The organism is Hymenobacter lapidiphilus (assembly GCF_013377885.1).
Taxonomy (GTDB): Bacteria; Bacteroidota; Bacteroidia; order Cytophagales; family Hymenobacteraceae; genus Hymenobacter; species Hymenobacter lapidiphilus.
In genome coordinates this window covers 12,945-25,873 of sequence record NZ_JABKAU010000015.1, presented here as the reverse complement: position 1 = coordinate 25,873, position 12,929 = coordinate 12,945, and the positions used below count along the sequence as shown (strand labels likewise).

The window sequence follows — 12,929 nt, the reverse complement described above, 5'->3', positions numbered from 1 at the left end:
TACGGGCCGTTTAGTACCTGCTTCAACGATGCTACAGAAACGATGGATCCGCAAGCCGGCGCCCGAGGCGGCGCAGGTGGCGCACCTGACCGAGGCGCTGCGCGTGAACGAGGCCATTGTGCGGCTGCTGTGCCAGCGTGAAATCGGCACCTTTGAACTGGCGCGGAGCTACTTCCGTCCCGACCTCGGCCAGCTCCACGACCCGCTGCTGATGCGCGACATGGACCGCGCCGTGGCCCGGCTCGTGCAGGCCCTGCACGGCGGCGAGCGGGTGCTGGTGTACGGCGACTACGACGTGGACGGCACCACCTCGGTGGCGCTGGTGTACAGCTACCTGCTCCGCTTTTTCGGCCCCGGGCGCATCGAGTACTATATTCCTGACCGCTACAAGGAGGGCTACGGCGTGTCGGAAGCCGGTATTGACCACGCCCAGGCCGAAGGATTCCAGCTTATCATTGCCCTCGACTGCGGGGTGAAATCGGTGGACAAGGTGGCCTACGCCAACGAGCGGGGCATCGACTTTATTATCTGCGACCACCACTTGCCGGGCGCCGAACTGCCGGACGCCGTGGCCGTGCTCGACCCTAAGCGCGCCGACTGCGCCTACCCATTCAAGGAGCTGTGCGGTTGCGGCGTGGGCTTCAAGCTGCTGCAGGCCTTCACCGAACACCAGGGTCTGCCTGAAGACAACCTTTACGAACTGCTGGACCTGGTGGCCGTGGCCATTGCCGCCGACATCGTGCCGATCTACGGTGAGAACCGCACGCTGGCCTTCCACGGCCTGCGCCTGCTCAATGACCGCGCCCGCACTCAGCGGCCCGGCTTCGAGGCCCTGCGCGAGCTGGCTGGCCTGGGCGACACCGAGCTGAACATCACCAGCCTGGTATTCGGCTTCTCGCCCCGCATAAACGCCGCCGGCCGCATGGGCGACGCCAAGCGCGCCGTGGCCATGCTGCTGGCCGACAGCGCCGACCAGGCCAAGGAGAAGGCCGGCATCGTCGACAAAACCAACCAGGAGCGCCGCAGCGTCGATACCAGTACCGCAAAAGAGGCGCTGGCTATGATTGAGGAGGATGCCGCGCTGCAAGCTGCCAGCAGCACCGTGCTCTTCAAGCCCGACTGGCACAAGGGTGTGGTGGGCATCGTGGCCTCGCGCTGCATCGACAAGTACTACCGGCCCACCGTTATCCTCACCGAAAGCAACGGCAAAGCCACCGGCTCGGCCCGCTCGGTGGTGGGCTTCGATGTGCACCAGGCCATTGAGGAGTGCGCCGAGCTGCTCGACCAGTTCGGGGGCCACATGTACGCCGCCGGCCTCACGCTGCCCCTCGAAAACGTGGCCCTGTTCCAGCAGAAGTTCGAGCGCATCGTGGCCGGCCGCATCACGCCTGAGCAGCTTATTCCGCCCGTCGATATCGACTGCACCGTTGCACTCAGCGACATCACGCCCTCATTCTACAAACTGCTGAGCCAGATGGAGCCCTTCGGCCCCGGCAACGCCAACCCGGTTTTCGCCTCCGAAAATGTAACCGCCGCCCCCGACTCAGCGCGCATCGTGGGCAACTCCCACCTCAAAATTGCCCTCACCCAGAACGGTGGCCGCAACCGTCTCGAAGCCATCGGCTTCGGCATGGGCGACCACCTCGAACGCATCCAACAGGGCGAGCCGTTCAGCGTCTGCTACAACGTCGAAATCAACGAGTACCGCGGCGTAAAGTCGCTGCAGCTCAAACTGAAGGATATCCGGTGGGAGAGTGATTTGGTGCCGGAGGTGGCCGGTAGCCGGGAAGGTGTTTGATTAAACAAAACGCGGTGGCCGGGAGCCCATACTGCAGTATGGGCTCCCGGCCACCGCGTTTTGTTTAATCAGATAGCTGCTGAGCGGATGAGGTGATTGGGGCGGCGGCGCTACTTGATGGTGGTGGGCAGGATGTACTGTGCCTGCTTCCAGCGAAGATGACCGTTGGGCAGGTATTCGCCATATCCAATGGTCAGCGGCGAAGGTGTGGCGGCGCTGGCCGTTTTGCCTGTGATGTAGTGCAGCCACAGGTACGTAAGCTCACCGTCTACCGTGCGCTGCTTCATACTGGTTACGCCATCGGTATAGGCTGTAAAAAGCTCCTCCGTAGTGCCATTGAAGCGGTGCAGTCGTTTTATTTCCCAAACAGGCCGGCGTGAGAATCCGACGACATAGCCCCTGATACGTTGCCGCCGTTTGCCCGCCCGCCCGGCCCGTATATTAAACCGGCTGGTCTGGGACTCAATACCCAATCGGAAATTGGTAGCTGCCTGCAGTAGCGAGTCGCGGGCGGCAGTGGCACGGGGGCCATCAGTAATTACCTGTGCGGAGGCCTGTACCGACCCTAGCAGGAGCAGGCCGAAGAGTAAAGTTTTGGAAATCATAGATAAATGGAGAAAAAGGACGGCGGATAAGTGTGAACTGCGCCGCTACAAAAAAAGCGCCGTTTCCGCCCATGCCAGTGGCTTGTAGCAGGCAGAATCAGCCAATTCATTGGCAGATAAAAAGATAAAAAACACTATATCTTGATTGTCCTTATCTCACCGCCGCACCCACCACACCCAGGCCATGAGCGCCAGCTGCAGCGGCAGGCGCAACCAGAGAGCCCACTCGGGTACGGGCATACCTGCGCCGTGGCTTTGCAGCATGTACACGTTGGCCGGAAACACGGCCACTAGCAGCGCCAGCAGGCCCCAGGCGGCCCAAAGCCGGGTGGCGGGCACCAGCAACCCCAGCGCCCCCGCAATTTCGGCGGCGCCGCTGAGCTGCACCAGCAGCAGCGGGTTGGGCAGGTAAGGCGGCACGATGCGCAAGAACCCGTCGGGCCGGAGGAAGTGCAGGATGCCGGCCGTGAGGAAAAACAGGGCCAGTACGAGGCGGGCAGGTTCTTTGAAATTCATTGGGTGCGGATGAGGCGTAAAGGAACGTCATTCAGAGCGAAGCGAAGAATCGCGCGTGCTAATCGTGGGGTTGGCTTTTAGCATCAGCACGCGCGATTCTTCGCTTCGCTCTGAATGACGTTCATACACTACGTACCTTCGTGAGGGCGTTAGCCTGCTATTCTACTCGCACGTATTGCATGAAATTTTTTCCGTTGGCCTTCGGGCTGAACCTGGCGGCGGCCGTGGGGGCGCTGGCCCAGCAGCCCGCCGGCTACCGCATCAACCTCGATTTTGCCAGCGTAGTCAACGACCGGGTGAAAGTAGTCGTCCAGACGCCCGTTATGCAGGAGGAGCAGGCCACCTACGTGATGCCTGCGGTGGTGCCCGGTTCGTACTCCCAAAAGGATTACGGCCGCTTCATCACCAGCTTCAAGGCTTTCGATAAGAACGGCAAGGCCCTGAAGGTGAAAAACGACGGACCCAATCTGTTCGTCATCAGCAACGCCCGCCAGCTGGCCCGCCTCGAATATCTGGTAGACGATACCTGGGATGCCAAGCAGGACGACCAGTTCATCTTCCAGCCCGGCGGCACCAATATCGATGCCGGCCGCAACTTCACGCTCAACCACTACGGTTTCTACGGCTACTTCGAGGGCTACAAGCTCCAGCCCTACGAGGTAACCATTGAGAAGCCCGCCGACCTGTACGGGGCCACCGCGCTGCCCGTGCGCCGCGTGTCGGCCACCCGCGACGTACTTACAGCCCCCGACTACGTGACGATGGCCGACGGCCCCGTGCTATACGCCCGGCCCGATACGGTTAGCTTCAGCACCGGCGGGGCCCGCATTTCGGTGGCCGTGCTATCGGAAACCGGGGCGGTGAAAGCGGCCGAAATCAGCCGGATGCTGCGGCCCATGTCGGAGGCGCTGACGAAGTATTTCGGGAAGATGCCGGTGCCGCGTTACCAGTTCCTGTTCTATTTCCCCAGCCTGAATTCGCCGCTCAGCAGCGAGAAGGGCGGTTATGGGGCCATGGAGCACAGCTACTCCTCGCTCTACTTCCTGCCCGAAATACCCGACCCGGAACGCCTGCAAAGCATGGTGCTGGAGGTGGCCTCGCACGAGTTTCTGCACATGCTGGCCCCGCTCAACATTCACTCGCGCGAAATCGGCGACTTCGACTTCCGCAGCCCCAAAATGTCGCAGCACCTGTGGCTGTATGAGGGCGTAACCGAGTACGTGGCCCAGCAGGTGCAGGTGCAGGCCGGCCTGATTTCGCCCGCCGAGTTTCAGGCGCGCATGAAGGGTAAAATCGACAAGGCCGACAGCTACGGCCCGCCGGTTTCGTTCACTGAGATGAGCAAGCGGATTCTGGAGCCGCCTTACCAGGACATGTACGAAAACGTGTACAACAAAGGCGCGCTGCTGGGTTTGCTGCTCGATATCCGGCTGCGCGAGCTGAGCCAGGGCCGCCAAACCCTGCGCGACGTGCTGCTGGCCCTGCGCGAAAAGTACGGCCCCACCCGCTCGTTTGAGGATGACGCGCTCATCCCCGAAATCGTGGCCCTCACCAACCCCGAAATCGGTATGTTTTTCCGGCGCTACGTGCAGGGCGCCGAGCCGCTGCCGCTGGCCGAGTACTTCGGCAAGATGGGCTGGACCTACCAACCCACGGCTCAAACGCGTATCAAAGCCTTCGGCAAGCTCGGCTTCGCCTACGACCAAAGCCTGGACCAGTTCCGGGCCGCCCAAACCCAGGCCGACCAGAACGCGTTCGGTCTGGCCGAGGGCGACGTAATAGTGGCCGTGAATGGCCAGGCCCTGAACATGCAAAATGCCGAGCAGCTGTTGCGCCCCCTGGTCGAGCCTGCCACGGCCGCTGCCGTGCGCCTCAAGTTCCGGCAGGGCAAAGGCCCGGTGCAGGAGCGCGAGGCCGTACCCCGCGAGTTCGAGGTAGAGGTGAAAAATCTGGTCGAGACGCTGCCAACCGCCACACCTGCCCAGCAGCAGCTCCAGAACGCGCTGCTGAAAGGGTAGGGGGTGATGATGTCGAACCAACCAAAACAGCGTCATGCTGAGCGGAGTTGAAGTATCTCTACCGCAATGGTGAATTCAATCAACAGCATTAGCATTGCAGTAGAGATGCTTCGACTCCGCTCAGCATGACGTTCATTTACCAATATTTCCCTCTCCATGATACTCCGCGCTGAACATCTGGTAAAGAAGTACAAGGCCCGCACGGTGGTCAACGACATGAGCCTGCATGTGGAGCAGGGCGAGATTGTGGGGCTACTTGGGCCCAATGGGGCGGGCAAAACCACCTCGTTCTACATGACGGTGGGTATGGTGAAGCCCAACTCGGGTAAGGTGTTTCTCGATGACCGCGACATCACCAAGCTGCCCATTTACCAGCGTGCCCGCCTCGGCATCGGCTACCTGGCTCAAGAGGCCTCCGTGTTCCGCGACCTGACGGTGGAGGAAAACGTGCTATCGGTGCTCCAGATGACGGATATGAGTAAGCAGGCCCAGCGCGATAAGGTGGAGGAACTGCTCAACGAGTTCAGCCTGACCCACGTGCGCAAAAACCTGGGTCGGGTGCTAAGTGGCGGCGAGCGGCGGCGCACCGAAATTGCCCGCGCCCTGGCCGTCGACCCCAAGTTTGTGCTGCTCGATGAGCCGTTCGCCGGCGTCGACCCGATTGCGGTGGAAGAAATCCAGGGTATCGTAGCCAAGCTCAAGCACAAGAACATCGGTATCCTCATCACCGACCACAACGTGAACGAGACGCTCAGCATCGTCGACCGCGCCTACCTGCTCTTCGAAGGCAAACTGCTGAAAGCCGGCACCGCCGAAGAACTGGCCGCCGACGAAATGGTGCGCCGCGTGTACCTGGGCAAGCACTTTGAGCTCAAGCGGAAGGTGTGAGTGCTTAGTGATTAAGCCCCGCCCCTACATCGTTCTTCATTGGCGTTATAGCCATTAATCACGAAGCACAACCATGATTGGTACCGTACTGACCTGGGCCGTGCAGCGCCGGTTGGCCAGCATCGAGCATTTCCGGCGCCACCCGCACGAGGTGCAGCAGCAGTTACGCCAGGAGTTGCTGCGCACGGCTCGTGCAACCGACTGGGGCCGCCGCTACGGCTACGCTGATGTGCCCTCGGCCCGCGAGTTTGCCCAGCGGGTGCCCGTAAGCAGCTACGAGGAACTGTACCCGCAGCTGGAGCGGGTGTTGCTGGGGGAGGCAAACGTACTGTGGCCCGGCCGGGTGCAGTGGTTCGCCAAAAGTAGTGGCACCACCAACGCCCGCAGTAAGTATATCCCCGTCACCCGCGAATCATTGCACGAGTGCCACTACCGCGCCGGCCGCGACATGACTGCCTTGGCCACTCTGCACTACCCTGAGCACGACTTTCTGGGTGGCAAAACTCTCTCGCTCGGCGGCACCCACGGCCCCAACCCGCTCCGCCCCACGGCCCCCGATTCGCGGGCCGGCGACGTGTCGGCCGTAATTATGCAGAACCTGCCCGCCTGGGCCGAGTTCATCCGGACGCCTCCGCTGGAGCTGGCCTTGCTGGATGAGTGGGAGGAAAAGATTGAGCGTATTGCCCGCCATGTGATGCAGGCCGATGTGCGGGTGCTGGCCGGCGTGCCCACCTGGATGATTGTGCTGCTGCGCCGGGTACGCGAGCTGGCCGGTACCGACGATTTGCACGCCGTCTGGCCCCGGCTGGGCTTGTTTCTGCACGGCGCGGTGGCCTTCGGCCCCTACCGCGAGCTGTTCCGCCAGCTCATCCCGAGCCCGAAAATGCACTACCTCGAAGTATACAATGCCTCCGAGGGCTACCTGGCCCTGCAAGACGAGCCCGATTCCGAAGATCTGCTGCTGCTACTCAACCACGGCATCTACTACGAATTCCTGCCCCAGAGCCAGTGGGATGAAGCCGAACCCCAGGCCATCGGGCTGGATGAGGTGGAACTGGGACGCACGTACGCCCTGCTCATCAGCACCAACGCGGGCCTGTGGCGCTATAAAATCGGCGATACGGTGCGCTTTACCAGCTTAGCACCCTACCGCATCCGCATCTGCGGGCGTACCAAACACTTTCTTAATGCTTTCGGGGAAGAAGTGGTGATTGAGCACGCCGATGCCGCCCTGGCCGCCGCCTGCCGGGCCACCAACACCACCGTCGGCGACTACACAGCAGCTCCTATCTACTTCGCCGAGGGCACTGGCAGTTCGCGCGGCAGCCATCAATGGCTCGTCGAGTTCACTCGCCCGCCCGCCGACCCCGCCCACTTCACGCAGGTGCTCGATGATACATTGCGCCAACTCAACTCCGACTATGACGCCAAGCGCCACCGCGACCTGGCCCTTATGCCGCCCACGCTCACGGTGGCTCCGGCCGGTACGTTTGGGCGCTGGCTGGCTAGTCGGGGCAAGCTTGGGGGCCAGCATAAGGTGCCCCGCCTCAGCAATTCACGGGAGTTACTCGACGAAATCCTTTTACAACTAAATAATTAGTTGTAACTATCGGCAGGCTTATTCCCCTCCTGCTATGCGTCGTACTTCCTGGTTGTGCTGGCCGCTGCTGAGCGTGAGCCTATTTGTGCTCAGCAACTGCACCCGGGCTCCTGTTGGCTTCTGGTCACGCAATCGTTTCGATCAGCAGGAGCTACGCCATGGGCCTTGGCACATCTACCTCGATGCGCAGCAACAGCACCTGCTTAACAAGGGCCGCTACCGGCATGGTCGTGAGGTGGGGAGTTGGCGCTACTTCAGCTCTAGCGGCCTGCCCGAACGCACCGAGCAGTTCCATCGTCGTCCGGCGGGCCTTATTACGCTAACCGTGTACCATCCCAATGGGCAGATAGCCAGGCGGGGTAAGGCCCGGTACCTGTCTACGGCCGCCACTGAACGGTTTTTCTGGTTTGGCGAGTGGCGCTGCTACGATGAAGCGGGCCACCCGCTACCGTCGGAGTTCTACGTGAATGGCATCCGGACCGGCATGCCGCTGGTACCACTTGGCCCCTGAACCGATGCAGGTAATGGCAGAATAGGACATTACGCCGGTACGTGCTGTGTCTGCCGCTATGCCGGAAAATCCGCTAGCGCGCTACGTCACGTAAGTTAGGTCCGGCTGCCACTGATTGACCGGTAGATTTTTTGGTGGCCGGCATTGTATTATAATCGGATAAAAACCTATATTTCGTTTCGTCCTGATCTGAGTTCCAATCTAAATTCCCACGCATGTCCAGTGCTACTCTTGTTCCCGATTCCTCCTCCTCCAGCCGGCGGCGGCGGCGCACTAGCAGCTATGTCCGTCTGGAGAAGGAAAAAAAGTCTCAGAAGCGGGCCAATTACATTACGGCGGGCATATTAGGCGCTATTGCGCTTGCCCTGCTGATTAGCCTGGGAGTTATTGCGTTTAGTGCGGCAGGCTGATTTATGGCCAAAAAGACTGGCGCGGCAATCCGGCATGCGTACTTGCCGGACTGCCGCGCCAGGGAATATGTACGCTTATTCCTGAAACAGATTGCCGAGCAGGCCGCCGCTTTCTTTGCCGACATTGCCACCAGCCGGGGCCAGCGCCTGAATAAGCTTCTTCACAGGCATAGATTGCAGCCATACCCGGCCCGTACCGCGTAGCGTGGCCAGCATCAGCCCCTCGCCCCCAAAAATCATGGATTTGAGGCCGCCAGCGCGGGCAATGCTGAAATCGATGCCCGGTTCGAAGGCCACTACGCAGCCGGTATCAACGCGCAGCAGCTCGTTGTTGAGGCGCTTTTCGATGATGGTACCGCCCGCGTGCACGAAGGCTTTACCGTCGCCGGTTATTTTCTGCAGAATGAATCCCTCGCCCCCGAAAAAGCCCGCGCCGAGCTTCGAGTTGAGATGCAGGCTGATTTTGGTGCCCCGGGCGGCGGCCAGAAACCCGTCCTTCTGCACAATCAGGCCCTGCGGCAGTTCCCGTAAATCGAGCGCGATGATGGTGCCGGGGTAGGGGGCCGAAAAGGCTACTTGCGCTTTGCCGGTGCCACCGCGGTGGGTGAAGTGCGTCATGAACAGCGACTCGCCTGTGAGCAGCCGGGTACCGGCCGAAAACAGCTTGCCCATCAGGCCCTGGTTCACTTCCGAGCCGTCGCCCATCTTGGTTTCGAAGGCAATAGCCTCGCTCATGTACACCATGGCCCCGGCCTCGGCAATCACCGTTTCGTTTGGGTCAAGCTCTACTTCGAGCACCTGAATATCGTTGCCGAGGATTTTATAGTCGATTTCGTGGGACTGCATAAGATGGCCTTATCGGAGTTGATGGAAAGAAGCTCAAGTATAGCGAAAGATGAATAAACGACGGGTTTACTCGTCTTCGTCGTCCGTTACTTCGTCCTCATCCACCTCCTTGCCTTTCGCGTCGGCTTTGGGTTTTTTGCTTTTTGCCTCGGTGCTGCTGCGGCGCACAAAATCCTCCTCCGACTCCTCTACTTCTTCAATTGGCAGGTCGTCATCTTCTTCGTCCTTCTCCCCAAAAGCCCCGTCGCGGTTTACCAGCTTCTTGTCGCGCACATGGCGGTTGAGAAACTGGTTTATCTCCTCAATGGAGTAGTTGGAGGTGATTTCGCCCAGCGGGTTCACCTTAATTTCGAAGCCTTCCAGCTCCTTATGAACCCGGGCTTTCTTTTCGGGCTCTTCTTTTTTGCTTTTCGACTTGGCAGGTTTCTTAGCCATAATAATGCGGGGGCAGTGGAAGTAAACGGAAGCGCGCCGGCCCACAGCCCGCGCCCTGTAGGTACGCAACCGTCGGCGCGAAGGATATACCACTGGCCCCCACGCAAAAGCCCGCCCGACGTTTTGTCGGGCGGGCTTTTACAATCGATAAACCAGAAACGCTAGGCTGCGGGCAACGCCGCTACGGCCGTCTGAATCCGCTCGGCCGTTTCCTGCGGGCCCAGAATGTGCATGATGTGCATCAGGTCGGGGCCGGCCGCGGCGCCGGTTACGGCCACACGCAAGGCTTGGAGTACCTGCCCGATTTTCAGTCCCTGGCCTTCCACCACCTGCGTGAGCAGCGCCTTAATCTCGTCGGGCGTGGCATCGGCAGCGGTGGGCAGCTGGGCGGCAAATTCGGCCAGCGCTGCGGCTACCGGCGCGTTCCACTTCTTGCTGATTACCTGCTCGTCGTAGCTGGTGGGCCGCTCGAAGAACAGCTGGGCTTCCTTGGCCAGATCGGCCGGGAAGGTGGCGCGCTCCTTCACCAAGGCGGCAATCTGGGTGGCTTTTTCAGCCGAAACCTCCACGCCCTGCTTCTGGAGGTCTTCGATGAGGTACTGGGCCAGCTCGGCGTCGGGCTTGGCGCGCAGGTACTGCTCGTTGTACCAGCGCACCTTGTTCTGGTCGAAGCGGGCCGGCGACTTGCTTACGCGCTCAATCGAGAAGTTCTCGATCAGCTCGTCCATGGTAAACAGCTCCTGCGGCGTGCCGGGATTCCAGCCCAAAAAGGCCAAGAAGTTGATGAACGCCTCGGGCAGGTAGCCCGCCTCGCGGTAGCCACTGCTCACCGTGGGCTGGCCGTCGGCGTCGGTGCCGTGGAATTCGAGCGGGAAAACCGGGAAACCGAGCTTGTCGCCGTCACGCTTGCTGAGCTTGCCAGTGCCATCGGGCTTGAGCAGCAGCGGCAGGTGGGCAAACTGGGGCATAGTACTCTCCCAGCCCAAATAGCGGTACAGCAGCACGTGCAGCGGCGCCGAGGGCAGCCACTCCTCGCCCCGGATAACGTGCGTGATTTCCATCAGATGGTCATCCACGATATTCGCCAAATGGTAGGTCGGCATGCCATCAGACTTCATCAGCACCTTGTCATCAATGGCCGACGAATGCACCACTACCCAACCCCGAATGAGGTCTTGGAAGCGCACTTCCTCCTTGCGGGGCACCTTCAGGCGGATAACGTAGGGCGTGCCGGCGGCCAGCAACTGCTCGGTTTCCTCGGCGGGCAGCGTGAGCGAGTTACGCATCTGGGCCCGTGTAATGCTGTTGTACTGCGGGTTAGGCACCTTGGCGGCCGTCAGGCGCGCGCGCATGGCGTCCAGCTCCTCGGGGGTATCGAAGGCGTAGTAGGCGAAACCATCCTTAATCAGCTGGTCGGCGTACTGGCGGTACATCGGCTTCCGCTCGCTCTGGCGGTAGGGCGCGTGGGGGCCGCCCTGCTCAATACCTTCGTCAATCTCGATGCCGCACCAGCGCAGCGCGTCCATAATATACTGCTCGGCGCCGGGCACAAAGCGGTTCTGGTCGGTGTCTTCGATGCGTAACAGCATCTTACCGCCCAGCTTGCGGGCCAGCAGGTAGTTATACAGCGCGGTGCGCACGCCGCCGATATGCAGCGGGCCGGTGGGGCTGGGCGCAAAACGCACCCGTACTTCTCTTTCCATACGTTCGTTGTGCGGCTTTATTCAGGTTGAGAAACCGCGCTGCAAAGGTACGAAAGGTGAGTTGGTGAAATAGCGAAAGAACTGTCATTCCGACGGCGGAGGAATCAGGGACAACGTTACCGAACAATTTTGTTCAATGGCTGCACTCAGATTCCTCTCTCCTCTCAAGTCGCGTAATGGCAGGATGACAGCCCTTTCACCGGTTCACTCCACCACTAATTCGAATTTCGTCAGCAGGCCCGGTAGGCTTTCGAGGGCGAAGCGGGCGCCTTTCACTTCGTTGAGGGCCGGGTCGAGTTGAAGGTGGCGGGCAGTGCGTAGGTCGGCATCCGCCAGCTTTGTGTTCTCAAACAAAGTGCCTGTCAGGTCGCAGTCGGCAAACACGCTCCCGGTTAGGTTGGTATCGGCGAAATCTGCCTCTCGTAGCGAGCAGCCTTCGAAGCGCGTACCGGCCATCTGTTTGCCTCCGAACAAGGCGTAATCGAGCTGACAACGGTCGAAGTGTACGCCAAACAGCAGGTCGCGGCAGACGGTGAACTGCAAGCCCAGCAGCTTGCAGCCGTCGAAAGCTACATTCTGCAGGCTGGTATTGGCCAACGAGGCCCCGGCCAGGTTGCAGGTCTCGAACAGGCAGTCGGTAAACCGGCAGCCAACCAAATCGGCTTGGCTTAAATCGAAACCGATAAAGTGGAACTGCTCGAACTCACGCTGGTCCACCAAGGCCGGGGGCAGAACCCGCAGGAGCACGTTTTCGGGTGGAAAGTAGTCGGGCCGGGCCTGGGCTTTAGCCGGCTTACGGATATTGGGTCGGCGCATTATTCGCGGTTTCGGAAACCCAGCCAGAGGCCCAACCCCAGCAGCACCGCGCCGCCCTTGATGGCCCAGGCTACCGTCGGCCCCCAGTTATAAATCCAGTCAAGCAGCAGAAACCGAAAGTTGGCCGGCAGCAGATAGGGGGCCACCAGAGTAACTAGTCCAACCAGAAAGAGGAAGATGCCTAGTTCGCGCATGCGGTGAGATGACGAGATGGTGAAATAAGGTGTTTGGCCTAGTGTCATCCTGGGCGGGGCGAAGAGGCTGGCGAGTGTCAGCTGATGGTAGCTGCCAGATACTTCGTTCCGCTCAGGATAACGGTATGGTGGCTCGTTTACGCCTCCACAGCCACGCACGAAATTTCTACCTGTACGTCTTTGGGCAGCCGGCTCACTTCCACCGTTTCACGGGCCGGAGCATAATCTGCATCGAAGTAGCTGCCGTAGATGTCGTTGATAAGGCTGAAGTTACCAAGGTCCTGTACGAAAATGCTGCACTTCACGATGTGGCGCATCGAGAGGCCGGCTGCCGCCAGTACCGCCTGCAGGTTGCGCATCACCTGGTGTGTTTCGGCGGCTACATCCCCGCCGCCTACGAGCTGGCCGGTAGCTGGGTCGAGGGCAATCTGACCCGAAACGTACACGGTGCTACCGGCCCTGATGGCTTGGCTGTAAGGACCAATGGGAGCAGGGGCTTGGGGCGAAAAAACAACGGTGTGGGCCATGGATAGGGCAGAAAACGGGGTGGGCAAACGAAAGAACTATCTTTGGGCTAAAGTAAGCCGAA

13 protein-coding genes are annotated in these 12,929 nt (G+C 60.5%); 5 read left to right on the top strand and 8 right to left on the bottom strand.

Features of this window, described 5'->3' with window-relative positions; translation table 11 throughout:
• The first annotated feature begins 28 nt into the window (after positions 1-28).
• On the top strand, positions 29-1,798 hold the full coding sequence (recJ, locus tag HW554_RS09900) for a single-stranded-DNA-specific exonuclease RecJ (protein ID WP_176908429.1): 1,770 nt from the start codon (positions 29-31) through the stop codon (positions 1,796-1,798).
• Between the two features lie 110 nt (positions 1,799-1,908).
• Here the strand turns inward: recJ and HW554_RS09895 are convergent, their stop codons facing one another.
• Positions 1,909-2,403, bottom strand: coding sequence for a hypothetical protein (locus tag HW554_RS09895; protein ID WP_176908428.1), 495 nt, complete (start codon positions 2,401-2,403; stop codon positions 1,909-1,911).
• Between the two features lie 156 nt (positions 2,404-2,559).
• On the bottom strand, positions 2,560-2,919 hold the full coding sequence (locus HW554_RS09890) for a DoxX family protein (protein ID WP_176908427.1): 360 nt from the start codon (positions 2,917-2,919) through the stop codon (positions 2,560-2,562).
• Positions 2,920-3,098: 179 nt separating this feature from the next.
• Between HW554_RS09890 and HW554_RS09885 the strand changes: the two genes are divergently transcribed.
• From HW554_RS09885 to HW554_RS09870, 4 genes are all read left to right on the top strand, one after another.
• On the top strand, positions 3,099-4,937 hold the full coding sequence (locus HW554_RS09885) for a M61 family metallopeptidase (RefSeq protein WP_176908426.1): 1,839 nt from the start codon (positions 3,099-3,101) through the stop codon (positions 4,935-4,937).
• 156 nt (positions 4,938-5,093) lie between these two features.
• Positions 5,094-5,825, top strand: a complete 732-nt coding sequence (gene lptB / locus HW554_RS09880; protein WP_176908425.1) for an LPS export ABC transporter ATP-binding protein — start codon at positions 5,094-5,096, stop codon at positions 5,823-5,825.
• A gap of 73 nt (positions 5,826-5,898) precedes the next feature.
• Positions 5,899-7,425, top strand: a complete 1,527-nt coding sequence (locus HW554_RS09875) for a GH3 auxin-responsive promoter family protein (RefSeq protein ID WP_176908424.1) — start codon at positions 5,899-5,901, stop codon at positions 7,423-7,425.
• A gap of 34 nt (positions 7,426-7,459) precedes the next feature.
• Positions 7,460-7,936: a toxin-antitoxin system YwqK family antitoxin gene (locus tag HW554_RS09870; protein WP_176908423.1), complete on the top strand. Its 477-nt coding sequence runs from the start codon at positions 7,460-7,462 to the stop codon at positions 7,934-7,936.
• Positions 7,937-8,421: 485 nt separating this feature from the next.
• On the opposite strand, the gene HW554_RS09865 is transcribed toward HW554_RS09870, so the two are convergent.
• The 6 genes from HW554_RS09865 to HW554_RS09840 form a co-directional block, all read right to left on the bottom strand.
• Positions 8,422-9,192, bottom strand: a complete 771-nt coding sequence (locus HW554_RS09865) for a TIGR00266 family protein (RefSeq protein WP_176908422.1) — start codon at positions 9,190-9,192, stop codon at positions 8,422-8,424.
• A 66-nt stretch (positions 9,193-9,258) separates the two neighbouring features.
• Positions 9,259-9,627, bottom strand: a complete 369-nt coding sequence (locus HW554_RS09860; protein WP_176897391.1) for a hypothetical protein — start codon at positions 9,625-9,627, stop codon at positions 9,259-9,261.
• A gap of 161 nt (positions 9,628-9,788) precedes the next feature.
• Positions 9,789-11,330: a glutamate--tRNA ligase gene (gltX, locus tag HW554_RS09855; RefSeq protein ID WP_176908421.1), complete on the bottom strand. Its 1,542-nt coding sequence runs from the start codon at positions 11,328-11,330 to the stop codon at positions 9,789-9,791.
• A gap of 204 nt (positions 11,331-11,534) precedes the next feature.
• Positions 11,535-12,146 carry a pentapeptide repeat-containing protein gene (locus HW554_RS09850; RefSeq protein WP_176908420.1) on the bottom strand — a complete coding sequence of 204 codons (612 nt, stop codon included), beginning with the start codon at positions 12,144-12,146 and terminating at the stop codon, positions 11,535-11,537.
• Complete coding sequence (locus HW554_RS09845) at positions 12,146-12,388, bottom strand: hypothetical protein (protein WP_176908419.1); 243 nt, start codon at positions 12,386-12,388, stop codon at positions 12,146-12,148. The genes HW554_RS09850 and HW554_RS09845 overlap by 1 nt, the downstream gene beginning before the upstream one ends.
• Positions 12,389-12,477: 89 nt before the next feature.
• Positions 12,478-12,867 carry a RidA family protein gene (locus HW554_RS09840; RefSeq protein WP_176908418.1) on the bottom strand — a complete coding sequence of 130 codons (390 nt, stop codon included), beginning with the start codon at positions 12,865-12,867 and terminating at the stop codon, positions 12,478-12,480.
• Positions 12,868-12,929: the final 62 nt, after the last annotated feature.

Bases quoted from the DNA above. Each gene is read 5' to 3' on its own strand.
- HW554_RS09845 (WP_176908419.1), bottom strand. From the start codon at position 12,388: ATGACACTAGGCCAAACACCTTATTTCACCATCTCGTCATCTCACCGC.
- recJ (WP_176908429.1), top strand. From the start codon at position 29: ATGCTACAGAAACGATGGATCCGCAAGCCGGCGCCCGAGGCGGCGCAG.
- HW554_RS09885 (WP_176908426.1), top strand. From the start codon at position 3,099: ATGAAATTTTTTCCGTTGGCCTTCGGGCTGAACCTGGCGGCGGCCGTG.
- HW554_RS09850 (WP_176908420.1), bottom strand. From the start codon at position 12,146: ATGCGCCGACCCAATATCCGTAAGCCGGCTAAAGCCCAGGCCCGGCCC.
- HW554_RS09875 (WP_176908424.1), top strand. From the start codon at position 5,899: ATGATTGGTACCGTACTGACCTGGGCCGTGCAGCGCCGGTTGGCCAGC.
- HW554_RS09840 (WP_176908418.1), bottom strand. From the start codon at position 12,867: ATGGCCCACACCGTTGTTTTTTCGCCCCAAGCCCCTGCTCCCATTGGT.
- lptB (WP_176908425.1), top strand. From the start codon at position 5,094: ATGATACTCCGCGCTGAACATCTGGTAAAGAAGTACAAGGCCCGCACG.
- HW554_RS09865 (WP_176908422.1), bottom strand. From the start codon at position 9,192: ATGCAGTCCCACGAAATCGACTATAAAATCCTCGGCAACGATATTCAG.
- HW554_RS09870 (WP_176908423.1), top strand. From the start codon at position 7,460: ATGCGTCGTACTTCCTGGTTGTGCTGGCCGCTGCTGAGCGTGAGCCTA.
- gltX (WP_176908421.1), bottom strand. From the start codon at position 11,330: ATGGAAAGAGAAGTACGGGTGCGTTTTGCGCCCAGCCCCACCGGCCCG.
- HW554_RS09860 (WP_176897391.1), bottom strand. From the start codon at position 9,627: ATGGCTAAGAAACCTGCCAAGTCGAAAAGCAAAAAAGAAGAGCCCGAA.
- HW554_RS09890 (WP_176908427.1), bottom strand. From the start codon at position 2,919: ATGAATTTCAAAGAACCTGCCCGCCTCGTACTGGCCCTGTTTTTCCTC.
- HW554_RS09895 (WP_176908428.1), bottom strand. From the start codon at position 2,403: ATGATTTCCAAAACTTTACTCTTCGGCCTGCTCCTGCTAGGGTCGGTA.